We start from the raw sequence: 25,633 nt of genomic DNA, 5'->3' as shown, positions 1-25,633 counted from the left end.
TGCCCAGAATGGGCAGGTTTAATTGCTTATTTCTTCTCAGTTAAATCAATTTTGTAAATAGCAAAACCGATGTCATCATTTCCCACAAAGGTCATTGGATACTGAGCAAAATCTTTAATAAAGTTAGCCGCTTTTTCACTAGGTGACGTTTCAAAGCGAACATCTAATTGTTTATCTGTCTTAATCGGTAAGAAAGACCAATTATTAGCGGCTTTTGTTGCCACTTCGCCATTCTCTTTTGTTTGCTTAGCAATATAAGACGCTAAGATTGCACGGTTTTCATCTGGGGATGCAAACGCAATATTCGCTTCACCGGTACCCGCAAATTTACCACCGTATCCACGGTAGTTATTTGTTGCGATCAGGAATGTTGCTTTAGGATCGATTGGTTTGCCTTCGTAAGTCACTTCTTTAATACGATTCGCATCTTTATTAACAACTTGACAATCAACGTCATATTTCGCCGGTTGAGTTAAGTCAACTTTATAGTTCACACCGCTGATAGTGTCGAAGTTATAAGTACGGAAACCATCCCAGTTGATTAAATATTGTGGTTTAGTTGAATTAGGATCAACTTGATTCCACATACCCGCTGAACATTCTAACCACTCAACAACATCCGCACCGGTCGCTTTAACAACCACTAATGTGTTTGGATACAGATATAAATCTGCAGCGTTACGGAATGTTAAATCACCTTTTTCAACTTCTACGAAGTCTGCTGGTGCATTTTTACGACCACCCGCTTTAAACGGCGCGGCTGCACCTAATACAGGTAAACCGTCTAAGTTCGGATCACCTTGAATAAAGTGTTTGGTGTAATCAACTTGTGCATCATTAACGATTTGTACCGTTGGATCGCTTTGTACTAATGCTAAGAAGCTGTACATATTGGCAGAAGCTTTACCAATGTGTTTACCCACGAAATCACGGGTACCTTGGTGTGCTTTTTCGATGATTTGCGCTAATTCAGCATCACGTTCAACTAAGGCTTTTTTATTTGCTTTATCAAAGATAGGACGTGCTTCACCTGTTGCTTGTGTCATCACCCACTTACCGCTGTCGTTGTTGATAACCATATCAACGACACCTAAGTGATCACCCCATTGGCCTGGCATAACCGCAGGAACGCCGTTTACAGTGCCTTTAGCAACATCAACACCTTTAATGCCTTCAAATTCTTTGCTTGGAAATACGCCATGAGCGTGACCAAACATGATTGCATTAATGCCTTCAACTTCACTTAAATAATAAACTGAGTTCTCAGCCATTGCTTTGTACGGCTCTGACGCGAAACCAGAGTGAGGAATAGCCACAATCAGGTCAGCACCCTCTTTTTTCATTTGAGGGACGAATTTTTTCGCTGTTTCTGTAATATCATTTACAACGACCTTACCATCCAGATTGGCTTTATCCCAGATTAAGATCTGTGGTGGTACGAAGCCGATATAACCAATCTTGATAGTGTGTTCTTTACCATCACGATCTTTTACTGGTGTATCAACAATGATATAAGGTGTGAAATAGTTTTTGCCTGTTTTCGCATCCATCACGTTGGCGTTGATGTAAGGGAATTTAGCACCCGCAATGGCTTTTTTCAGGTAATCTAAACCATAGTTAAATTCATGGTTACCAAAGTTACCTACGGTGTAGCCCATGGTGTTCATCAGCTGATGGGCTGGATGAGATTCGCCTTTTTCTAAACCTTTAGCTGCTTGGTAGTCAGCCAGCGGGCTACCTTGGATCAAGTCGCCGTTATCAACTAAAATCGCATTGGTTGCTTCAGCTTTTGCTGCTTTAATTAAATTAGCTGTACGGACATAACCAAACTGTTCTGTTGGTTTGTCTTTGAAGTAATCAAAGTCGATTAAGTTACTGTGAACATCAGACGTCTCCATAATACGAAGATCGACTGTCGCAGCATTCACGTTGAATGCAACAAACATTGCTAATGTTGAAATTTTCAACACATTCTTAACCATTACACACCCCTTATATATTGGTTAACAGGAGAGCAAAATGGCTCTCCTTTCGTTACTTCTGTCAAACAGCCTCGTTGAAAAGACTAGAAATACAGACGCATACCCGTTTCGAAGATATATTGTTTAGTGTCTTTATATGCTTCATTGTCACTGCGTGCATCATCATATGCCATTTCAGCGAATAAACGTAAGTTGTTGTATTTAGATACCGCAAAACGTTTATCTACACCCACAGTATAGGTTTCTTTTTTGTAGTTGAACGTGTTAGCATCACCATCACGCAAATAGTAACCCGCATACATACCACTTTCGATACGATCCCAGTGCCATTTCACACCAACACCGTACAAATCAGCTTTCCAATCGCCTTTAACAGAGTTCCATTTATAATCTTTTGAAGTTGCATTACTTGCTAAAGTTAAACCTGAATTTTTACCACGAGATTGACCATAGTCTAAACCAATAGAGAACTCACGGCCTGGGAAGAAGTATTCAGCGCCAAATGCTAATATACTGTTTTCAGGTGTTTTTCCTTGAACTGTGCTCTTACTGCTATGAGTCGCTTCACCTTTAGCCGCAGAGTAACCCGCATCAAATTCTAAACCGAAGGTTGATTTATAGAAACCAACTAATGAGTAAGCACGAGTGATATCACCAGTAGTACGAGTATTATCATCACCCGTTTTACCTGTAACGGTACCCGCTAATTTGAAACCTTCGTAACGGTTAGTTTCAATAAAGATAGTTTGTGGTAAACGGGTCATAAAGTTGTTTTTACCAACACCTTTACCATCAGCATAACCATTGCTATAACCTACAGCACGACCTAATACATCACTAAAATAGAACACACCTGTGTTACCATAGCCGTAGCTTGATTTTTTCACCCAATCGATCGGAATATATGTACGACCAAATTGGATTTGTCCATAATCACGGTGAGAGAAACCCACATAACCTACACGGTTGTACATTTCAAAGTTTGATTTAGGGTTGTCACTGTTCGTTTTTTGAGTGTCTGACCCCCACTCTAATTTACCAAATACTTTGATATCGTTAGTCAGTTCGTGTGAACCAAAGAAACCGATACGGCTACCGTCATCATTCATTTTCATTTCATGATTTTGGCTAGTCACTTGTGTTTTTAAACGGAACTGACCGTTTACATCAAAACGTGTACCTTTATCGTTATACACGTTTACTGCGTTTGCCGATCCAGAAAGAACCAACAAACCAACCAGTGCTGCTAGAGGCTTCAAGCTTTTCATGATTAAAATACCCATCTATTTTCTATAGTTTTATGATTTTCTTTAAGGTCAAAAATAATACCGCCGTATATAGTTGACCTGATATTCAGACAAAAGATCTCTGCCACGAATTTCGAAAAAGAAAATCGCTCTCACAATTGATAATTTTTATAGCTACTAATGATGACTCTACAAAATTTTCTTAAAGGTTTTAATTTCCTTGACACAGACGTAATCACCAATAAGACACAAAAATAATATCCTCATTATATTTTAAATAAGGGCATTGCTTTTATTTCTGTTAGAAAAAGAAATTGGTCATTGAATTTTCGTTGGCATGTTACTCAAAAAAAAGCCCTTCTTTCGTGATGTAGCCCACAATTACACCAACATGCGATTTCACAGTTACATACCGAAGTGATAAGCGTCACAATTAAAGGTAAAGATACGTGTTTTTTGAACTAAATCAACTTTTTAAAAATAACACTTTTAGATTTTTCTTTTAGATTTCATTTTGTTACAAGACTCTTTTTTTTGCTAATAAAAAATTTATCCCCCTATTTAATATATTTAAAAGGAAGTATTAATTTTAACCACTAAATAAATAACACTAAAGATTTGAATATTGTTATTCCTAATTAATAATTTTTTATCTTTATATTTATTTCTTATTTAAATAAAAACGAAATCATATTTAAATACAATTTAACTAGTGGTAACGAGTAACACTCCCTCAAAAAAAGAATAATTAACTACAAATACCAAAAAGAGAAGCACAAGAATACCATTCAATCACAATATCTAATCAATACGTACATGTAATAAAGAACTCCCAAAAAACATTACAAAATCTAAACTATAACCTTGGTTAATATAAAAAGCCCTATCGTGTTATTTTAACGATATTTAAAAAATAAATATCCAAATTTGTGATCCTAATCACTTTGTTACTTGTGAAATGTCACTCTTTATATTTTCCTATTTTTGTGACAATTATCACATGCAATCGTCAAGAAGATTTTTGTTTTGTAAATTAATGCAGAGATAAATCTGAAAATGATTTCATGTTGTAAATAAAAAATAGCATAAAAATGAAATTAAGTGATCATCATCACATTAGAGATTATGCTAAAAATCACGTTATTTTATTATTATTATCCTTAATTAATCCAATAAAAATAAGAATGAAACTCATTATCACTCAGTAAATTTACTAATTATTCGTTTCAGCTTTTTTCTTTTTTATTAAATAACATTATAGATATTTTCTTTTAAGGGATATTACCTTTTAGATACCCTAAACATTCAGTATCATAATGCGGTAAATAATGATTAAGGGGAATGTCAGATGCTGTGGTTTAAAAATATTTTGGTCTATCGCTTAAATAAAGAGATAGCACTGTCAATGGATGAGTTAGAACAACAGCTTGCTTCATTGGCATTCACACCTTGCAGTAGCCAAGACATGACCAAAACAGGTTGGGTTTCACCTATGGGGGATCGTGGTGAAGCGCTTATTCATGTAGCTGGCAAGCACGTGATGATATGCGCGCGAAAAGAAGATAAAATCTTACCTGCAACAGTGATTAAAAACGCCTTACAAGAGAAAGTTGAAAAGCTTGAAGGTGAACAAGGTCGTAAGCTGAAAAAAACAGAGAAAGCCACCTTAAAAGATGAAGTGGTACATACCCTGCTTCCTCGTGCATTTAGTAAATTCTCACAAACTTTTATTTGGCTAGATTTAGAAAAACAATTAGTCATTGTTGATTCTGGCAGTGCAAAACGCGCTGAAGATAACTTAGCTTTGTTGCGCAAAACGTTAGGTTCATTACCTGTTGTTCCACTGAACTTTAATGAATCCGTTGAATTAAAAATGACAGAGTGGGTACGCTCCGGAGAACTCCCGGCTGGCTTTACCTTAATGGATGAAGCGGAGCTAAAAGCCGTGCTGGAAGAAGGTGGTGTGATCCGTTGTAAAAAACAAGAATTAGTCTCTGATGAAATTGCGACTCATATTGAAGCAGGTAAAGTTGTCACCAAGCTTTCCGTGGACTGGGAAGATCGCCTACAATTTATGCTTTGTGATGATGGCTCAATAAAACGGATCAAATTCAGTGAAACATTACGAGAACAAAATGATGATATTGATAAAGCTGATTTTGCTCAACGTTTTGATGCCGACTTTGTTTTAATGACGGGGGAGTTAAGCGCACTCATTGAACGCGTGACAGAAGTGCTCGGTGGCGAAGCAGAATAACACCATCTTATTAAAGAATAACAGCCTATCATTTTATCTAAATAGGCTGTTTTTTATTTAGTAAAATTTATTTTTGAATTAAATACCGAATTGTCGGGCCATCTTGTTGGATATCTAACACGGTATAACCATAATTTTTCGCATCAAGCGGAATATTGTTAATGGATTGAGGGCAATCACTTACTACCTCTAAAATTTCGCCTTTTTTCAGTGATGGCATAGCTTCAAGCGTTGCTACCGCAGGATAAGGACAAGGTTCACCAACCATATCTAGACGATAATCAGGAATAATGGTGTCTTTCTGACTCATGCGATTTCCTTATTAACTTGTGTTGAAATAGATTGTGCTTGTTGCGCCTTTTTACGGAAAAAGTGTTTTTCCCACCAAAGTAATAATATAAATGACACACCAAGCATCAGATATGTCACACCTAATCCTCCCACTGGACCAAAGGTGTCGAGTAAGTTAATCTTGTCATAATCAGTCGCGATCACTGAGGCAAAATCATCCCAGTAGTAAGCCAATAATGTCGAGCCGATAACGTTACCCAATCCAACCCACCAAAAGTGAATTTGACCTTCTACAGCGCGATACATCCAGCCTGTTTCACACCCACCCGCAAGTACAATACCGAAACCAAAGAGTAAACCGCCAATGACAGCATTCGGCCCTGCCCACATAATTTTAGGCGCAGCACCTAATTGGACATAGCTGAAGATCCCAACCGCACTCACCGCCATACCAATGATAATCGCTTTTGCCATATGAGTTCTGCCTGTTATCCATAAATCACGAAAGGCAGAGGTAAAACAGATTTGCGCTCGTTCGATTAAAATACCAAAACCAATACCGCCTAACATCGCAAAGCCCAGTTTGGGTGAATCAAAGAGAATAATGAAAGACCACGCAATCATGGCAAAAAAGATAACCATTCCCAATCTAAAGCGACGTTTTGCACGCTGTTTATCTTGAGTAATCGGTGAAGCTTGACTGACTTTTTGTAGTTTTACAGGAATACGAAACAGAGGCATCAGTGAAAGTTTGGCACCAAAATAAGAGCCAATCGCTGTTGCAACCGCAAAAAACCAAGCATGTAAAGAAAACTGGGGGATCCCCGTAAAGAAAGCAGCGAGGTTACAGCCCATCGCTAAACGTGCACCAAAACCCGCAATAATCCCCCCAAGCACTGCCTGAATAATACGAATTTTATGCTGAGGATGGCGAAGTTTGACGTTGTTGGCCCAAAGCGCAGCCATAATACAACCTCCAAACATGCCAATAATCATCACACCGTCAATACGCGTTAATGGCGTACCTTCAAGACCGATAATTTTAAAATAACCCCATTCTTCAGGGTGAGCACCAAACCATTGCATTACGTGACCACCCCAACGAGTAAATTCTCCCGTGACAGCCCAGAACGTGCCGGTTAAACCAAAGTAGTAAGTTGATAAGATACCTGCCGCAATCACCGCTGGAAGAGGCTTCCAAAAACGGATCAGGTATTGAGATTTAAATTCTGACCAAGACATGTTTTTTCCTAGAACTTACCTCTACGAGAGACCCTCTCCACGCAGTAGGATTGGCCGAACATGTTACTCCAATAATTTTTTTATCAAAGGGTCAGTATTCAGATAAATGAGAGAAATTTGCGCTATAACAAATTTTTTGTAACAGGCTGGCAACTTATCCCACTTATAAATCTTATGGTCATTTCAATTTATAAGTGGGAAGTAAGTAATTAGCAAATACGTGGTAATGGCTCGTTATATGGTAAGTCAAGGATACGGCTAGTCCCGAAAATTCCCGTTAACCGAATATAATTATCCTCGGTAACTTCACCAATAGTACAAGCCTCTTTCCCTAAAGTATGTTGATGTAAAGCCTCAAGGACTTGTGCTTCAGCGTCAGGCGATACCACTAAAACAATTTTACCTTCATTAGCAAAATTCAGTGCTTCAAGCCCTAATAATTCACACACACCACGAACAGCTTGTTTCATTGGTAATTTACTTTCATGCACATTCATGCCACAACCGCTAGCTTGAGCAAATTCATGCAAAATAGCAGTCACGCCACCTCGGGTTGCATCACGTAAGGCACGAATACCTGTAATTTGGCGTAAAGGCGCAATCATTGGCTCAAGAACAGCACAATCACTTTGTAGATCCGCTTCTAGTCCTAAATTTTCACGCAGATTTAGGATTGTTGCGCCGTGATCGCCAATAGTACCGCTCACTAAGATCTTATCGCCCGCTTTGATATTGCTTGCAGCCCAATTAACTGCTGTTGGAATAACGCCAATACCCGCAGTATTGATAAAAATCTTATCCGCCGCACCACGAGGAACTACTTTAGTATCTCCCGTGACAATTTGTATTCCCGCTTGTGAAGCAGCTTTTGCCATCGCGAATACAAGCACTTCAAGGGTTTCAAATGGAAGCCCTTCTTCGAGAATAAAACCACATGAAAGATAACGAGGCACAGCACCACCAACAGAAAGATCATTAGCCGTACCACAAACAGATAATTTACCAATATTCCCGCCAGGAAAAATGATCGGATCAATCACATAACTATCTGTGCTAAAAGCAAGACGATCGCCAAGCGTCGTTAACTCATTTAATGCGATCCGTGCTTGATCTTCTTTTTCATTTAATAATGGATTATCGAATGCTTTTAAAAATAAGCCTTCGATCAATTGTTGCATACCTTGCCCACCATTTCCTTGGGCTAAAGTGATTTCATCAGGTTGTTTCATATATTACCTTCACGGCGATACTGATAATAAGCCGCACACGCCCCTTCTGATGACACCATTAAAGCACCCAATGCGGTTTCTGGTGTACAACTTTTGCCAAAGAGCGGGCAATCCGAAGGTTTGCATCGTCCTGTTAATACATCACCACAGCGAGATTGTGGATTATCGGCCACTTTTTGTGGTGCTGGTGTAAAACGTAATTCTGCATCAAACTCAGAATAAGCGGGTGTTAATTGAATACCTGACATTGGGATCTCACCCAATCCACGCCATTCACTGGTTTCTTTTAACATAAACACTTCGTTAAGTGCTTTTTGGGCTAACTTATTACCTTCATTCGGTACAATGCGACTATATTGGTTTTCAATACTTAAAACATAATCTGCATTTTCTGCTTTTGCTTTAAGTTGTTTAATGACCATCAGTATAGCTTGCAATAAATCTAATGGTTCAAATCCTGTCACCACAAAAGGCTTTTCAAATGCATCACATAACGGTTGATATGGTGTACATCCAATCACCATACTCACATGCCCCGGTGCAATAAAGCCATCAATGCGAACATCGTCTTGCTCTAGTAGACAACGCAAAGTCGGTACGATGGTAATGTGCTGACAAAATAGAGAAAAGTTTTTAAGTCCACGCAATTTTGCTTGTTGTAGCGTCATTGCCGTACTTGGCATGGTTGTTTCAAAACCTAAACCAAAGAAAACCACTTGTTTGTCTGGATTATCTTGTGCGATTTTGAGTGAATCGAGTGGTGAATAGACAATACGAATATCACTACCACGACGACGTGCATCAAGCATTGAGCCATTACGACCCGGTACTCGCATTGCATCACCAAATGTGCAGAAAATCACATCAGGACGGGCTGCAATTTCTAAACATGCATCAATCCGCCCCATCGGTAATACACAAACAGGACAACCCGGCCCGTGAACAAATTCAATTTCTTCTGGTAATAAGCGGTCTAAACCAAATTTGAAAATGGCATGTGTATGCCCACCGCACACTTCCATGATTTGTAATGGACGTTTAATAGGGTGAGGCCATTGTGAAATAGTTTCACGAATTTGGGCTAGTAAAGCTTTCGCAAGTTCGGGATCACGAAATTCATCAACGTACTGCATCATCAGCCTCTTCGAGGGTCACACCATAGACATGCTGTAATGCATCAAGAGTATCTTGTGCTTCTTGCTCATCAAGAATACTCATGGCAAATCCCACATGAATAAGTACCCATTTGCCTAATAATTCACTAGGTTCGCCTTCACATACCATTGAAATATTAACCGCACGTTTGACGCCACTGACTTCGGCATAAGCGAGTTGGTGGACATCTTCGCCCACCTCAACAATCTTAGCAGGGACACCTAAGCACATAAACGACTCTCCAACCAAGCTAACCACGCTTCCATGCCTTCACCCGTTGTTGCTGATAACGCAATGATTTCGATATTAGGATTCACACGACGAGCGGATTCGATACAGGTTTGAACATCAATATTAAGATGTGGCACTAAATCAATCTTATTGATAATCATTAAATCAGCAGCGGCAAACATATGCGGATATTTCAGTGGCTTATCTTCACCTTCAGTGACAGAAAGAATAGCCACTTTATGTTTTTCACCCAAATCAAAGCTGGCTGGGCACACTAAATTCCCCACATTCTCAATAAAGAGAATGCTGTTATCCTGCACGCCTAATTGGTGCGTTGCATCATGCACCATTTGCGCATCAAGGTGACAACCTTTACCTGTATTCACTTGAATAGCTGGAACACCCGTTTCACGAATACGATCCGCATCATTCGTCGTTTGTTGATCGCCTTCGATCACAGCACAAGGTACACGTTGGGCTAACTGTTTTAATGTTTGTGTTAACAGTGTTGTTTTACCAGAACCAGGGCTTGAAACTAGATTTAATGCCAACACATTTTGCTGTTCAAAATGTTCACGGTTATGAATCGCAATACGATTATTTTTATCCAGTACATCCATTTCAATCTTCAGCATACGCTTTTGGCTAATCCCAGGTGCATGTGTTCCTGCTTCACCTTGGCCATAATGCATATTCTGATTTTCAATCACTGGACTGAATTGTTCTTCGCTCTCGTGCTCATGGTCGTGCTGATGAGAATGATCATGTGCATGATCGTGCTCATGATGAGCGTTATGTCCATGATGATGTTCATGGAAAACAGGCGTTTCGTTTAGCTGTGCATCGTTATGAAAATGAAGATGAACATCACCACTGTTATGATAATAGTGGTGATGAACAATGATAGGCTGACCATTGGTTTCGTAGTTATGCTTATGCTTTTGCTCAGACTTATCAATATATTTATGAACAGTATTCGCTGGAGTAGCAGTGTGTTCATGATGATGATCATGTCCATGGTGGCCGTGATCATGATGATGACCATGGTCGTGATGATCATGAGAGTGAGAGTGATGATGATGGTGCTCATGTGAATGAGGCTCTACGCCTTCAATTCTGACATTGCCTTCGCCACAACCGCAAGTGCTACACATATTCTGACTCCTGTACTATTCAATAAGAAGAATGTGACTCTGTGTCGCGTAAAATTTCTACACTATGATCTTAACTGACCTCGGAAGAGAGAACGACGACTTAAATCAACTTCTGCTACGGATTGTGTCTGAACAGGAAGAGAAAGAGCCATTTTCACACTATTTTCAACCAACTCCACAGCATGTTCCGCTACTAAATGTCTATCAAGTGGCGACATTAATGAACAAGCAAGGTATTGCATTCCACCCGCAAGTTCACCCACAACGAATTTAATCTGACCACAAGGTAGCTCTAACCCTATGCGATCACCCACTTTACGATGTGGCCATTCTTGTGACGGTCCTGGAAAAACGACAAGTTCTAACATCCAAGGCGTTAAAACAGCACCAATCCATTGATTTTCAAATAAGGTAAAGCCTCCTGCTTTTACAGGAATACCCTCGCGATAAAAAGGAAGACTTTTCATCTCTTTTTCAGCAATTTCACTAAAACGTGCTTCAAGTTGCTCAACAGGCGGTTCATCATATCCTAGGATATCCCAGCTTAATTCACTCATGCTGTTACCTCTTTAGGTGTGACAGGAATGCCGTATTCACGCAAAATATTCACCACATGTTCTAGCGCAATCTCCATTGATTTTTCACCAATGTCAGACAATGACATACTCGGCTCTAATGATGCTGGCTCAATACCCACTAAAATAAGCTTACGTGGAAATTCATCCGTCATACGTAAAGCCATTAACACATCAGATAAACCTAGTTGATGAGGCGAGATCTTCTGTGTAAAAAGCGCAGGAACATCATCATCATGTAAAACAAAAATACTGCCTGGTTCATGATTACTTCTTACCGCATCGGCAACAATCAGGAGGTCTCTTGCAGCGATATCTTGCAAAATTTCCATTCCTGATGTGCCACCATCAATAACATCGACGTTCTCTGGTAAAGAGAAGCGCTCTTCGAGCGCCTCTACGATACGAACACCAATGCCTTCATCGCTTAGTAATAAATTACCAATACCTAAGACAAGTGTACGCATTATAATACCTTCACCTTACTCAGTTCTTTACCTGTTAAATCAACCATATGTACAGCACATGCCATACATGGGTCAAAGGAGTGGATCGTTCTTACCACTTCTAATGGTTTTTTAGGATCAGCAACAGGTGTACCAACAAGTGATAACTCATAAGGACCCGGTTCATCATTAAAGTTACGAGGACCCGCATTCCATGTTGATGGAACAACGGCCTGATAGTTAGTAATTTTACCGTCTTTAAACACGATCCAGTGAGATAACATACCGCGAGAGGCTTCTTCAAAACCCACCCCACGATACTCTTTACCTGGTTCAAACTCTGGTTTAATAAAGGCAGTTGTGTCACCACGACCAATATTATCAACCAGTGATTGCCATAAGAAGTTCAGAGAATCTTGTAATACGCAAGCATGAACAGTACGTCCAATAATACGTCCCCAAGTTGACTCTAACTGCTCATTAACCAGTGTTTCACCTGTTAATTTAGTATATATCTCATTAACTTCGTTATAGTGCTTAACAGTACCTTCGTGCTTACCTGCTAAACCACACACTAACCACGCTAATGTGCCGACTTCTACAGGTTTGCCATAGAATGTTGGTGATTTAACCCATGAGTATTTATTGTTTTCATCCCAGCCTGTGTATTTAGGACGAGTTAAGCCTTCCCATGGTTTTAATGGTTCATCATCTTCATACCATGCGTGTTTACCACTTTCTTCTATACCGTCTTTCAGGTTTTCATCTTTCCAGTTTTTAATTGGACGATACGTTGAGAAATCAACGCCTTCCATATAACCACCAGACAGTAAAAACTCGGTGTTATTACCATTGATTGGTAACTCAGGTACAGATAAATAGTAGTTAGCTCCTTTACCAATTTTTAGCCACTCTGGATAATAAGCAGCAAAAATAGCGGTATCGACTTTATAAACTTGTTCAATAAAATCACCAAGATTATCGATAAAGTGCTTCACATACATTAAACGTTCTAAGTTAAGAACACTTGGTGCATCAAGATTAATTGGGTTAGCAACCCCCCCCACAGCCAAGTTTTGGATATGAGGTGTTTTACCACCAAGAACAGCAACGATACGGTTTGCATCACGCTGACATTCAAGAGCTTGCAGATAGTGAGCAACGGCAATCAAGTTAACTTCTGGTGGTAATTTCATGGCTGAGTGACCCCAATAACCATTAGCGAAAATACCTAACTGACCGCTATCTACTAAACCTTGGATTTTTTTCTGTACTTTTCTAAATTCTTCAGCAGAATTTAATTGCCACTTAGAAACGCCTTTCAGCATCGCTGATGCTTTTTCAGGATCGGCTTGTAATGCAGAAGTAATATCAACCCAGTCCATCGCAGAAAGCTGATAGAAGTGAACGATATGGTCATGAAGAATATGAGAAGCCAAAATAATGTTACGGATATATTGCGCATTGACAGGAATATCCATACCTAAGGCATCTTCAACTGCACGTACTGAGGCAATCGCGTGAACTGTCGTACAAACACCACAAATACGTTGCACGATAATCCATGCATCACGAGGATCGCTTCCTTTTAGGATCTCCTCCATTCCGCGCCACATGGTACCGGAAGACCAAGCCTTAACAACTTTTCCGTTATCAATTTCACAATCGACGCGTAAATGCCCTTCAATACGGGTAATAGGATCAATAGTAATGCGTTGGCTCATGATTTAACCTCAGCCTTTTTTAATTGTATATTTGAATCTGTTTGTGCAGGTAAAACCGGCAATAAACGGATAATAAGAATGTAAGCAGTTACTTCAAATGCAACGAAGCCAATAGAAATCAATAATTCACTTGCTGTTGGGAAATAGTGGTAACCATTGCCTGGATTATAAGCAACTAAAGAGTAATTCATACGCCACATTGCTGCGCCAATAAGCATAAATAATGCGCATACAAACAACATTCTTGGGTTACGACGATTATCATTCAGATGCATAAGCACAAGTGGGATAAGCAACAATGCACTTTCAGCAATGAATAACCAAGAGAACATATCCCCATTTGCGATATAACTGAGTTTACCGTTCCAAATTACCTCGCCCCAACGTAGTACCAAGAAAGTAATCAATAACACTTCGATCACTCGTGTTAGCTTGGTAAACAATGGTGTTTCGTCATCATTCATGGTACGGCTTGCTTTTAACAGCGAACCTTCAAAAATAACGATAGTGAAACCGAGAATAAAGGCTGTTAGTAAAGAAAACAGCGGTAACATCTCATAAGATTGCCACAGTGGATGTACTTTCCAACCCGCTGAAATCATTAATGATCCCATTGAGGATTGGTGCATGGTTGGCAGTAAAGCACCAAGACCAATAATAAAGAACATCGCTTTATTAAGACGTTTCAACGACACTTTCCAACCTAAACGTTCTAATAACGCAGGTAAGAATTCTAATGCCATCACCATAATATAGATGGTCATACAGGTCGCTGTTTCAAACAACACTGAGTTAACGTTAAAGTATTGCGGCATAAAGAAGTGAGGCATGTTCCAATAACGACCAATATCAATAGCGATGGATAAACCACCTAATGAATAGCCAAACAAGCTCGCGAGTAATGCAGGACGCACTAATGGGTGAAACTCCCCTTTATTAAAGACATAAACAGCCCATGCAAGTGCCCAACCGCCACATGCAAAGCCTGTTCCTATCAATAAGTCAAAGGCAATCCAAATACCCCAAGGGTATCCCCCATTCAGGTCAGAGACATCGCCCAGACCTAATACCAAACGCTTACCAATAAGAATAAAACCGAGCACAGCAAGCGGTAAAAATACTCTTACTGCTAGAGTAAATAACTTACCGCCAAGTGGACGAGGATCATGACTCGACATCGTTATCCTCCTTGTGGTGTTCCTGCTCTTGTTTTTTACTATTACGGTTAACCAAATAGGTGATCCCTGCAAGGGCTGCTATTGGTAATACCATGCCTTTATAAAGCGTATGTTGAATATGTTCAGAACGCGCACCCGTTGATAATGGTGCCACTTCTGGCATTCCTAAATTGTCGAAAGGAACCGCAGAAAGTACCATGACTTGCGTACCGCCACCTTCAAACTCACCATAGATATGATCTTGATATTCAGGAATTTTATGTAGATAAGTATCGCCACCACTAATGGTTTGACGTGGGTAATGATATTCTTCACCCGCTTTTTTCGCTAAACGACGTTTTGCTTCTTCTAGCAATTCTTCGCGTGTACCGAAAATAACTGCACCAGTAGGACAAACTTCAACACAGCCTGGTAATAAGCCTTTATCTAAACGCTCAACACCTTTTTGGTTACAAAGCTCGCATTTATAGAGCTTACCAAATGGATCATCATAATCGTATTTTGGAATGTTATAAGGGCATCCCACCATACAGTAACGACAACCTGTACAGATATCCGCGTGATAATGGACAATACCGGTTTTTGGATCTTTGGTTAACGCAGAAACAGGGCAAACGGAAACGCAGTTCGCATCAACACAATGCATACATTGTTTCTTAATGAAAGCATAACCGTTTTCCAGTTGGTCTTTATTTTCACCCGTACCATCACGCCAAATTTGAATAATATTATTTGTGTAAGGACTTAATTTATCGTTGTTTGACCAAATCGGATCGCCATTAGCGTAAGTATCACCACGCTCCATTGGCTCCGGATGATTGATTTCCTGACATTTAGTGACACATGCTTGACAGCCTACACATAATGTAGAGTCGTAGAGCATACCGAGAGACCCAGGAATCGGGGGACGGTTCTGCGCCGCAGCATGACTCGCAGTGGGAGCCATTCCCGCAAGGAGAACCCCACCTGATGCCAGCTTAAAGAAATGACGCCTATTCACCGTTTATCCTCCTGTGAGGCTCCTGTGGCATTCTTGTCACGGCCTAATTGACGCACAGCCATCACACTGACACCGGCAACCGCACCGACAACAGCACCGAGCAAGCCCGCAGCACCATAAGACACGCCACCACCTTCTTTCGCATTAACATCAGGTACTTGCGCTTTTGGTGTTGGCTGATAAACATTCGCTAATTGGAAAATACCTTTAGTAAAGCCAATCCCTTCTTCATTACATCCGTAACAAGGGTGACCAATACCTACAGGCCAAATTCCACCACCAACATCGCAGAATTCCAATGTCGGGCAGTTACCATAGGTTTCAGGCCCTTTACAGCCTAAATGGTATAAACACCAACCTTGACGATGACCTTCATCACCAAACTCTTTAGCAAAACGACCCGCGTCAAAATGAGGGCGACGTTCACAGTTTTCGTGAATTAAACGCTCATAAGCAAAAAGCGGTCTGTTCTTGCTATCTAACTTAGGCAATTTATTGAAAGTAATAATATGTGCAACCGTCGCTAAGAAGTTATGTGGGTTTGGTGGGCATCCTGGAATATTGATAACAGTTTTACCTGGTAAAATCGCTTCCAGTGATTTAGCACCTGTTGGGTTACCTCCAGTAGCAGGCACTCCCCCCCATGCAGAACATGAACCAATCGCAATAATCGCAGCGGCCCCTTCAGCGGCTTCTTTGATATGCTCAATAATAGGTTTTCCTGCAACCATACAGTAAACACCGCCATCTTTGTCTGGGATTGAACCATCGACAACGAGAACGTACTTACCTTTATATTTCTCCATCGCATTGTGTTTATTTTCTTCAGCTTGATCACCAAAAGCCGAAGAAAGCACTTCGTGATATTCGAGTGCAATAACATCAAGCACAAGATTTTCCAGAGTCGGGTGAGTCGCACGTAATAAAGACTCCGTACACCCTGTACACTCCTGAGCACCAATCCAAATAACCGGTGGGCGTTCAGTTGACACCATTGCTTCTGACATTTCTGCGGCAGCTTTGCCGCTTAATCCCATGGTAGCTGACAACGCAGCACACAATTTCATAAAATCGCGTCGGTTAATACCATGATGGGAAAAAACATTATTCCCCAAGGCCATATATCTCTCCTGATATGATGATTTTTAATTGGAATAATTTTAAAACACCGCCTTTTTAACACTACGACACAATAATGACTTGATCATTATCAAGCGATAATTCATTAAAAAATAAATTATTCTTTTATGTGAGTAAAAACGTTTCAGCAATATAAGGTTTAATATCTATTTTTTATATATTGCGTCATTTTAAATTTATTACGACTTTATTTAGAAATGATAAAAGAAATAGAAATAATTCTCATTAACTCGATAGATGAAGAGTTATAAATATTTAAATTGTTAATAATCATAAAGATACAAGTAAGTCAAAAAACAATCAATTTATAAGACAATATATTTAAAATAATACAAAATTAATAATTAATTATTTTAACTTTCTAATAAAAGTTATTAAAAATTAATTTAAATATATTCTTTAATTATAATGACGACTCTTGTTTTCATATTATCAACCTTTACATTACATCATAAATAATGTTAAAAATTGCATTTCATAAACAATAAATGATTACATTAATATATTTAATTTCAGCTTATTTTAATGACTAATTTAGTCCATTTTCTTTTGTTATTCATTTTTAACCATCATAACTCTGCTTATTTTTTAACCAAAAACCAACCTATTTTTCTTATCATTTTTCATATAGTTATATGTATATTCGTTTTTGGAATAAGATAATCCCCTACTATGAAATCGTTATATAATTAAATACATAATAATGAGAACTGACATTCAAAAGATCTGATCATTAATAATTACTAACTAGTAAACCATGGGGATAATTACATAAAGTTATTTTATAACCTATCGAATTTATAACGAAATTAACCTAGCTAAATTTTTATGTTAAATTTTTGTTGTTTTTATAGATAAAAAAATACAAATTATCGATAAAAAATCCCCAAATAAAGCATATTTCTTATTTTTGTAAGAATAGATGAAAGAAGTGCTCATAAATCTGAAAAATAGAAAAACACTTTGTTAACTGTTTGTACTATTCAGTCTGACAAAACCTTGTGAGAGTGGGAGAAAAACCAAGAATAAGGAGATAAAAGTAAGGTCTATGTGCTTTAGATTAACACCTTGGAATGACTGGAGTGATAAAAATAGATCCCATCAACAAAATAAAAGGCCATAACACCGAAATGTTATGGCCTTTAAATTTATTAAAATAATAAAATGCTATGTGTAGTTCTCTGCCTTTCACGTTTTATTGTACTCACCGCTTATCAAAGACAAGAAGTGGTTTGAATAAGTAAATAAAATCTACTTACCAGAAATTGGAATGACTGAAAACAACGGTCTACCTGGTGCAATAAAAAAATAAGTATCCAAATACGGATAACTTAGATAATAAATAAATTAGGCGTTCTGGCACATTACAAAATGTTTCAATTTGTAATGTGAATGCATTATATCCAATAAGATTTTTTGCGCAAGCATTTTTACACTTAAATCAAATTAAAACAAAAACACCACTAATCATATGGTTATAGAAAAATTTAACTTAAAAAAGCAAATATCAACAAATCTAAAAGTGAAAAAAAATGAAGAGTTAATGAATATTAATGTAAAGTAAGTTGAAATAATAATATCTACTTAGCATTAATTGATTCAGCTTATTTTTACCGAGCAAACTAAATTAATTGTTTATTCTTAAAATTAATCTACCTATTATTAACATTATTTAAGACTAAAGCTAAATTTGATTCTAACTCAATTTTATTAATAACCTTGTTAATAACTAAAAGCAGTAAAAATATAACCGTTATTTTTTGTATAATAAAAAAGCACTTTATTCATCATTTCACAACGACAAATAAAGTACTTTTTAAATAGCGTAATAATACTTAGTTGAAGAGCATATTTTTAAATGTTAATTGCCTGTAGAGACAGTTTCCATTCCTACTAATCCAACTTTAAGATACCCCGCCTTTCTTAACGAATCCATTGCAGCCATTAACGTTTCATAATCAACCGTTTTATCTGCCTGGAAAAAGATGGTGGTCTCCTTGTTTGCTTGTGTCATGGTATCTAACACATTAGCCATCGTTTCATGTGTGACCCTCTCTTCACCAATGAAAATTTGCTTATCAGACTTTATGGTCAAATAAACAGGCTTTTCAGGGCGAGGCTGTGGTTTTGCACTTGAAGCGGGTAAATTTACTTTTATATCAACGGTAGCTAAAGGCGCGGCTACCATAAAGATAATGAGCAGAACCAACATGACATCAATAAAAGGCGTCACATTGATATCATGTAATTCATTATCATCACCTGAATCATCACCAAGACGCATTGCCATAATTCATTACCTTGCTTTGCTGTTTTCGATATCTAAGTCACGGCTAACTAATGTCACCACACCTGTTGCAATATCACCAATTTCACCACGATAGCCTGCGATCATACGAGCAAAAATGTTATAAATGATAACGGCCGGAATTGCAGCAATCAGACCAATCGCAGTCGCTAATAAGGCTTCAGCAATCCCTGGAGCAACAACCGCCAAGTTAGTCGTTTGAGAATGTGCAATACCAATAAAGCTGTTCATAATTCCCCAAACCGTACCAAAAAGACCAATAAATGGAGAAATTGCGCCAATAGTAGCTAAGTAGCCATTACCACGGCCTAACTCACGAACAATAGCAGCAACTCGACGTTCCATACGCATTTCAACACGTTCTTTAATGCCTGATGCCACTTTACTTTCTTGAGAGTAAGTACGCTCTAATTCAGCATCATTAAAGAAATCAGCCGTCGCGCTCTTATTACCGAATTTTTTGCTAATAGCTAAAGCATCATTAAGTGATTTAGCATCAACTAATTGCGCTGTTTCATTTCTTAATCGACGACGCAATGAAAGTAAGTAGCTTCCTTTGGCGAAAAATAATGCCCACGTCACAATAGACGCTAACAGTAAGCCAATCATAACGCTCTTAACGACTAAATCGGCATTACGATACATGCCCATAACGGACAGATCTTCTGCAAATCCTCCCCCTGTCACCATTTCTGGCTCTACTTGTGATGACATATTTTCTGTCGCTGGCGGAGTATTTTCTGCGTTTTCAGCCGTTGTAAGTGATGTATTTTCACCCTCAAGCTTAGCCGGTTCAGATCCCGGCGTTTTAACTTCATTGCCTGTATTAGCAGATGAGTCTGTTGTCGGTGTTGCGGTTGTAGCAGTTCCCTGTGTAGAAGCTGTTGAAGAAACGGCAGCAGTAGTTGGCTGTTCGGTTGGTGTGGCAGGAGTCGTATCCGCAAAAGCAGAGCCTGTCAGACCTATTGCCAATAGAATAGAAGCTGTCAAATTACGCATCAGTTGGCCTTTTACTCTCTTTTTTATCTATTTATTTATTCAGTAATGACGCTTTTCAGTCACTACTTACCCAAAATCGTTCGCTTACAATCATCCTGTTTGCCATCAGGAAAGAGAAAACGCTCAAATGATATCAAACATGAAGCATTTTGATAGTAATTATCATTACTATTTGGCTATTTTTTTTTCATTTGTCGATTTTTAAGACAAATTATCGTTATTTCACGTAACGTGAAATTTTATCAACTATGTCGATCGTCTTTTGTACTTATCCAAAAAATGAATTACCGTGAAGTAAACACACCATCAATTAAAAAGAAGGTATTAAGGATGACGCTAAAAAAACAAGAAACCTCACTCCTCCTTTCTGGTCGAGATAAAAAATATGCCCAAAGCGCAGTAAACCCAATTATACAACGAACTTCATCCGTTATTTTTGATTCGGTTGCACAAAAACGTGAAGCAACGAAAAAACGTGCTGAAGGTACACTTTTTTATGGACGTCGAGGCACAACCACTCACTTTGCCTTACAAGAAGCCCTAACTGAATTAGAACAAGGTGCAGGTTGTGCACTTTTCCCTTCGGGTGCGGCAGCTATTACACAGTCAATACTCGCGTTTGTTGAGCAAGGCTCGCATATTCTTGTGACAGGATCAGCTTACGATCCAACACAAAATTTTTGTGATCAGATCTTGCGCAAATTTTCCGTCACAACAACCTATTTTGATCCTCTAATCGGTAAAAACATCAGTCAACTACTACGACCTGAAACAAAAATTGTTTTTCTTGAATCCCCCGGTTCAATCACGATGGAAATTCAAGATCTACAAGGAATAGTCAGCTCGATTCGCCAATATAATCCTGAAATCATTATAATGATTGATAACACTTGGGCGGCAGGATACCTGCTTAAACCACTTACTTTCGATGTCGATATTTCAATCCAATCTGCCACAAAATATATTAATGGCCACTCCGATGGCATGTTAGGTTTTGCTGTAGCGAATGAACGTTGTTGGGAGCAGTTACGAGAAAATACCTATTTATTAGGTCAATGTGTTGATCCTGATACTGCTTATATGACAGCGAGAGGATTAAGAACATTACCAGTGAGAATGAAGCAACATGAGCAAAGTGCATTGGAAGTTGCTCGTTGGCTAAAACAACACCCATTAGTTGATAATGTTTATCACCCTGCACTAGCCTCTTGCCCAGGGCATGAATATTTTCAACGTGATTTCTCCGGTAGCAACGGTTTGTTCTCTTTTAGTTTAAAGAGAATTTTAACGCCTGAAGAATTTTCACTTTTCTTAGATAACTTTTCATTATTTAAAATGGCATTTTCATGGGGAGGATTTGAATCTTTAATTTTAGGTTATCACCCCAATGATATTAAATCGATGCGCCAATATGAAACTCAATCCACATTTACAGGAACGTTATTTCGCATCCATATCGGATTAGAAAATGTAGACGATCTTATTGAAGATCTAGAGTGCGCGTTTTTACGTATTTCCTAATAAATAATGAATTTTTTATTAAAAAAAATCTATCCCTGTGGAACCACAGGGATTAAATCAAACTGTTATCTTTATTTTGCGTTAGAATAACGAACATAAAGTCTTTTTAATACGAGTTCGCTAATGAGTACATTAAAAGAGATAATTCACGCATTAATGCAACACGATTATATGGTGTTGGCTAATCCTAATGTGTTATGGGTTATCTATATTGTTCTTTTTGTTATTATTATGCTGGAAAACGGGGTATTACCCGCCGCATTTTTACCTGGAGATACACTGCTTATTCTTTGCGGTGCCTTAATTGCAAAAGATGTTTTACACTTCTTTCCAACAATCATCATATTAGGTACTGCCGCCAGTTTTGGGAGTTGGCTTGGCTTTTTACAAGGTCGCTGGCTAAGTGATACAAAAATCGTTAAACGCTGGATGGCTCAATTACCAGAGCAATATCACCATAAAGCCAATGATCTTTTCCATCGACAAGGGTTGTATGCACTATTAATTGGTCGTTTCATCGGTTTTGTACGAACATTATTACCAACATTAGCGGGCTTATCGGAATTGCAACAACGTCGCTTCCAAATATTTAACTGGTTAAGTGGCTTTTTATGGGTAGGTATTATTGTTTCACTAGGTTATGTATTGAATTTAATTCCCTTCATTCAAAAGCATGAAACATTAGTGATGAATATTCTGATGACATTACCCGTATTGCTTTTAAGCGCTGGCTTAATTGGTTCGATTGTGATGTATATTCGCCATCGCAAAAATAGCACCAACAATAAATAATAAAAAAACACGCCATTATTTTAATCATCATAATGGCGTGTTTTAACCATCTAATATTTCAAGAGTTCAGTTGCTCATTGTCTTATCTCCACACCTATTAATATCTGACTAAAAATCCATTTATATAAATCACAATCATATTCTTCCTACTCTATTTTTTTAAAGCTTAATCGCTTTTGAAGCAAGAAATGTTGGAATATAACTGTCAATGAGAAAACGAGCATGAGGAGCAAATTCTTCAACAAAATCTTGCAATAAAAAACCTGCCGTTAACTGTCCACCAATAAGATCAGTCAGAGAGTGGCCAAATACGAGCCCATCACCTTTAGCAACTTTTTCTTGCAGAATATCCAAAGGCAGTGAACCTTGATCGCTATATGGTAAGCGATAAATTGGTCTTATTAATCCCTGTGAGCGCAATTGCGGATCTCTATCATCAACAAATACAACTGGATTATAAAAACTCGCCATCAGCACACCGCCTTTTTTCAAAACACGGTAGCATTCTTGCCACACTGGATTCACATCTGGCACATATAAGTTTGAGATAGGGTGAAAAATAATATCAAAGCTTTCATCAGTAAATGCAGTTAAATCAGCCATATCACCTTGTACTGTTACCAAATTTAACTGATGTTCTTGTGCCAATTGGCGATCTTTACTTAATTGCCCTTCTGATAAATCAAATACGGTTACGATACCACCAGCGGCGGCCAAAATAGGTGCTTGTTGTCCACCAGCAGACGCTAAACAGAGTATTTTTTTACCTTTAATGTCCGCTAACCACTCATTCTTAACAGGACTAGGTGTTAAATGTACTTTCCAGTTGCCTTGCTTTGCCGCCATAATTTCTTCATCACTCACAGGCTTAGACCACTGATTTTCCATTACAGCTTGTTTATCCCAGTGTTCTTGGTTTAATGTTAAATAATGACTTTCCATATTACTCCTTATAAATTAACTACAATTGAATTGTTGTAGCCATTAAGAAAAATAATTCATCTCTTATTTCTACAACCTTAGAGGTTATAGTTATATCGGGCTATCCTGTCTAGACACAGTGGAAAACTTTTCCCTGATTAATTGTCATGCTTCAGAACATCGAATTAAGGTGGAAACAAAATGCAAAACTTTACTTATTACTCGCCAACTCGCCTTCATTTTGGTCAAGGACAAATAGATAAACTTCGTTCTGAAATTGGGAAAAATGAAAGAATTCTACTTACTTACGGTGGTGGTAGTATTAAGCGCAATGGCGTATTAGATCAGATTTATACCGCTCTTCCAGGCTATCAAATTCATGAATTTAGTGGGATTGAACCCAACCCTTCTTATGAAACGCTAATGAAAGCTGTTTCTTATGCAAGATACCACGGTATTACACACTTACTAGCAGTCGGCGGTGGCTCAGTTATTGATGGTACAAAATTTATTGCTGCGGCTATACCTTATAAAGGTGAACCTTGGGAAATCGTGACAAGTCGCGGTAAAGTAATCGAAAAAGCGATACCTTTGAGTTGTGTATTGACACTGCCTGCGACCGGTACGGAAACTAACAGCTTCTCTGTTATTAGTAGAAAACAGACGATGGATAAGCAAAGCTTTGCCAGTCCTCATGTTTATCCTCATTGCGCGATTTTAGATCCAACAACAACTTATTCTTTACCGCCAAGACAAACCGCTAACGGTGTGGTTGATGCTTTTATTCATATATTAGAGCAATACCTCACTTATCCTGTGAATGCTCGTGTACAAGATGAGTATGCAGAAGGTCTTTTACGTATCTTGATAGATCAAGGACCAAAAGCGCTGACATCGCCTACAGATTATGATATCCGTGCTAATATAATGTGGACAGCATCACAAGCCCTTAATGGCATCCTTGGTGTTGGTGTTCCTCAAGATTGGGCTACGCATGCATTAGGTCATGAACTTACGGCTTTACATGGGCTAGATCATGCACAAACTCTCGCCATCGTTTTACCGGCCCTATTAAATGAAAAACGACAGGCTAAATATGAGAAGTTAATCCAATATGCACAAAAAGTTTGGGGTATAAACCAAGGTTCTGACGCTTTTAAAATTGAAACTGCGATTAATGAAACTCGAAAATTCTTTGAATTAATGGGACTTAGAACTCGACTGGCTGATTTCAAAATCACTGAAGAAGACATTCCTGCTTTAGTGCATAAATTGGAAGAGCATGGACAAACCGCACTAGGCGAGCATCAAGATATCACATTAGAAGTCAGTCAACGTATTTATACAGCAGCACTCTAAGTGCTTTAATGCGACTTTGGAGACAAAAATGGATAAACCTAAACTAATCAAGTTATCTGATGGAAATGCTATCCCACAACTTGGGCTTGGTGTTTGGCAAGCAGATAATCATCAAGTTGTTAACGCAATTCATCACGCTCTTGATACAGGCTATCGTCTTTTTGATACGGCTGCGATTTACCACAATGAAGAAGGCGTCGGTAAAGCACTCAAACAGACATCAATTCCCCGTGATGAACTTTTTATCACCACAAAATTATGGAATAACGATCAATCCCATGCCCGTGGTGCCTTATTAGAAAGCCTCCAGCGTTTGCAACTTGATTATATTGACCTCTACTTAATGCATTGGCCAGTACCATCGCGTGAGCTTTATGTTGATGCGTGGAAACAAATGATTATTTTGCAAAAAGAAGGCTTAGTAAAAAGCATTGGTGTCTGTAATTTTAAAGAAGAACACCTTGAACGGATCATTACTGAAACGGGTGTAACCCCCGTAATTAACCAAATTGAAATTCATCCTTTAATGCAACAAGCGTCATTAAGAGCATGGAACACAACTCATAATATTGTGACTGAATCTTGGAGCCCATTAGCACAAGGTGGTGAAGGTGTCTTTGATCAACCGATGATTCAAAAACTTGCTGAGAAATATCATAAAACACCAGCACAAATTGTTTTACGCTGGCATTTAGATAGTGGGCTTGTGGCGATACCTAAATCAATTACACCATCTCGTATTGAAGAGAATTTCCGTATTTTTGATTTTAAATTAGAAAAAGAAGAAGTTGCTGAAATAACGACACTTGAGAAGAAAAAACGCTTAGGTCCTGATCCTGATATTTTTGTTGATATCTAATTTTTAATTTACAATTACCAAGC

Annotated in this window: 22 protein-coding genes; 5 read left to right on the top strand and 17 right to left on the bottom strand. The window is 38.5% G+C overall.

The window, feature by feature from the left end:
• Window positions 1-26 precede the first annotated feature (26 nt).
• Together GWI97_RS03190 and GWI97_RS03185 are read right to left on the bottom strand one after the other, a co-directional pair.
• Window positions 27-1,982, bottom strand: coding sequence for a bifunctional 2',3'-cyclic-nucleotide 2'-phosphodiesterase/3'-nucleotidase (locus GWI97_RS03190; protein WP_036932943.1), 1,956 nt, complete (start codon window positions 1,980-1,982; stop codon window positions 27-29).
• Window positions 1,983-2,065: 83 nt separating this feature from the next.
• Window positions 2,066-3,250 (bottom strand): porin, encoded by a 1,185-nt coding sequence (locus GWI97_RS03185; RefSeq protein WP_224215435.1) that lies wholly within the window; start codon window positions 3,248-3,250, stop codon window positions 2,066-2,068.
• A gap of 1,327 nt (window positions 3,251-4,577) precedes the next feature.
• On the opposite strand from GWI97_RS03185, the gene rdgC reads away from it, so the two are divergent.
• Window positions 4,578-5,486, top strand: coding sequence for a recombination-associated protein RdgC (gene rdgC, locus GWI97_RS03180; RefSeq protein ID WP_036932945.1), 909 nt, complete (start codon window positions 4,578-4,580; stop codon window positions 5,484-5,486).
• 67 nt (window positions 5,487-5,553) lie between these two features.
• Here rdgC and yedF read toward each other — a convergent pair whose 3' ends face one another.
• The 14 genes from yedF to exbB form a co-directional block, all read right to left on the bottom strand.
• The gene (gene yedF, locus GWI97_RS03175) at window positions 5,554-5,796 is read right to left on the bottom strand and encodes a sulfurtransferase-like selenium metabolism protein YedF (RefSeq protein WP_006535172.1); all 243 of its coding nucleotides are present in this window, start codon (window positions 5,794-5,796) and stop codon (window positions 5,554-5,556) included.
• A complete protein-coding gene (gene yedE / locus GWI97_RS03170; RefSeq protein WP_036932947.1) occupies window positions 5,793-7,019 on the bottom strand; it encodes a selenium metabolism membrane protein YedE/FdhT in 1,227 nt (408 codons plus the stop codon). Before yedE ends, yedF begins: the two co-directional genes overlap by 4 nt.
• A 209-nt stretch (window positions 7,020-7,228) precedes the next feature.
• Complete coding sequence (gene hypE / locus GWI97_RS03165) at window positions 7,229-8,248, bottom strand: hydrogenase expression/formation protein HypE (RefSeq protein WP_036932948.1); 1,020 nt, start codon at window positions 8,246-8,248, stop codon at window positions 7,229-7,231.
• Complete coding sequence (hypD, locus tag GWI97_RS03160) at window positions 8,245-9,381, bottom strand: hydrogenase formation protein HypD (RefSeq protein ID WP_036932950.1); 1,137 nt, start codon at window positions 9,379-9,381, stop codon at window positions 8,245-8,247. The genes hypE and hypD overlap by 4 nt, the downstream gene beginning before the upstream one ends.
• The gene (gene hybG, locus GWI97_RS03155) at window positions 9,368-9,634 is read right to left on the bottom strand and encodes a hydrogenase maturation factor HybG (protein ID WP_006535180.1); all 267 of its coding nucleotides are present in this window, start codon (window positions 9,632-9,634) and stop codon (window positions 9,368-9,370) included. The genes hypD and hybG overlap by 14 nt, the downstream gene beginning before the upstream one ends.
• Window positions 9,625-10,788: a hydrogenase nickel incorporation protein HypB gene (gene hypB / locus GWI97_RS03150; protein ID WP_036932951.1), complete on the bottom strand. Its 1,164-nt coding sequence runs from the start codon at window positions 10,786-10,788 to the stop codon at window positions 9,625-9,627. Before hypB ends, hybG begins: the two co-directional genes overlap by 10 nt.
• A gap of 62 nt (window positions 10,789-10,850) precedes the next feature.
• Window positions 10,851-11,345 (bottom strand): hydrogenase-2 assembly chaperone, encoded by a 495-nt coding sequence (gene hybE, locus GWI97_RS03145; protein WP_036932953.1) that lies wholly within the window; start codon window positions 11,343-11,345, stop codon window positions 10,851-10,853.
• Window positions 11,342-11,830, bottom strand: coding sequence for a HyaD/HybD family hydrogenase maturation endopeptidase (locus GWI97_RS03140; RefSeq protein WP_036932954.1), 489 nt, complete (start codon window positions 11,828-11,830; stop codon window positions 11,342-11,344). Before GWI97_RS03140 ends, hybE begins: the two co-directional genes overlap by 4 nt.
• Complete coding sequence (gene hybC / locus GWI97_RS03135; RefSeq protein WP_036932955.1) at window positions 11,830-13,533, bottom strand: hydrogenase 2 large subunit; 1,704 nt, start codon at window positions 13,531-13,533, stop codon at window positions 11,830-11,832. Before hybC ends, GWI97_RS03140 begins: the two co-directional genes overlap by 1 nt.
• Complete coding sequence (gene hybB / locus GWI97_RS03130; RefSeq protein WP_036932957.1) at window positions 13,530-14,711, bottom strand: Ni/Fe-hydrogenase cytochrome b subunit; 1,182 nt, start codon at window positions 14,709-14,711, stop codon at window positions 13,530-13,532. Before hybB ends, hybC begins: the two co-directional genes overlap by 4 nt.
• A complete protein-coding gene (hybA, locus tag GWI97_RS03125; RefSeq protein ID WP_036911746.1) occupies window positions 14,698-15,711 on the bottom strand; it encodes a hydrogenase 2 operon protein HybA in 1,014 nt (337 codons plus the stop codon). Before hybA ends, hybB begins: the two co-directional genes overlap by 14 nt.
• Window positions 15,708-16,832 carry a hydrogenase 2 small subunit gene (gene hybO, locus GWI97_RS03120; protein WP_036932958.1) on the bottom strand — a complete coding sequence of 375 codons (1,125 nt, stop codon included), beginning with the start codon at window positions 16,830-16,832 and terminating at the stop codon, window positions 15,708-15,710. Before hybO ends, hybA begins: the two co-directional genes overlap by 4 nt.
• 1,880 nt (window positions 16,833-18,712) lie before the next feature.
• Window positions 18,713-19,141 carry a TonB system transport protein ExbD gene (gene exbD, locus GWI97_RS03115; protein ID WP_036932959.1) on the bottom strand — a complete coding sequence of 143 codons (429 nt, stop codon included), beginning with the start codon at window positions 19,139-19,141 and terminating at the stop codon, window positions 18,713-18,715.
• Window positions 19,142-19,147: 6 nt separating this feature from the next.
• Window positions 19,148-20,158 carry a tonB-system energizer ExbB gene (gene exbB / locus GWI97_RS03110; protein WP_036932960.1) on the bottom strand — a complete coding sequence of 337 codons (1,011 nt, stop codon included), beginning with the start codon at window positions 20,156-20,158 and terminating at the stop codon, window positions 19,148-19,150.
• Window positions 20,159-20,488: 330 nt separating this feature from the next.
• On the opposite strand from exbB, the gene metC reads away from it, so the two are divergent.
• Both metC and GWI97_RS03100 read left to right on the top strand, forming a co-directional pair.
• Window positions 20,489-21,679 (top strand): cystathionine beta-lyase, encoded by a 1,191-nt coding sequence (metC, locus tag GWI97_RS03105; RefSeq protein WP_036932962.1) that lies wholly within the window; start codon window positions 20,489-20,491, stop codon window positions 21,677-21,679.
• A gap of 123 nt (window positions 21,680-21,802) precedes the next feature.
• The gene (locus GWI97_RS03100; protein WP_036932964.1) at window positions 21,803-22,471 is read left to right on the top strand and encodes a DedA family protein; all 669 of its coding nucleotides are present in this window, start codon (window positions 21,803-21,805) and stop codon (window positions 22,469-22,471) included.
• Window positions 22,472-22,630: 159 nt separating this feature from the next.
• Here the strand turns inward: GWI97_RS03100 and GWI97_RS03095 are convergent, their stop codons facing one another.
• Window positions 22,631-23,413, bottom strand: coding sequence for a class I SAM-dependent methyltransferase (locus tag GWI97_RS03095; RefSeq protein ID WP_123821920.1), 783 nt, complete (start codon window positions 23,411-23,413; stop codon window positions 22,631-22,633).
• 180 nt (window positions 23,414-23,593) lie between these two features.
• Between GWI97_RS03095 and GWI97_RS03090 the strand changes: the two genes are divergently transcribed.
• Window positions 23,594-24,751 (top strand): iron-containing alcohol dehydrogenase, encoded by a 1,158-nt coding sequence (locus tag GWI97_RS03090; protein WP_036932966.1) that lies wholly within the window; start codon window positions 23,594-23,596, stop codon window positions 24,749-24,751.
• Between the two features lie 28 nt (window positions 24,752-24,779).
• Window positions 24,780-25,610: a 2,5-didehydrogluconate reductase DkgA gene (gene dkgA, locus GWI97_RS03085; RefSeq protein WP_036932967.1), complete on the top strand. Its 831-nt coding sequence runs from the start codon at window positions 24,780-24,782 to the stop codon at window positions 25,608-25,610.
• Window positions 25,611-25,633 lie beyond the last annotated feature (23 nt).

The sequence above is a fragment of the Proteus sp. G2300 genome, from assembly GCF_009915965.1.
Lineage (GTDB): Bacteria > Pseudomonadota > Gammaproteobacteria > Enterobacterales > Enterobacteriaceae > Proteus > Proteus vulgaris.
The sequence above is the reverse complement of the archived record's forward strand: the minus strand, read 5'-3'. Positions and strand labels throughout refer to the sequence as shown.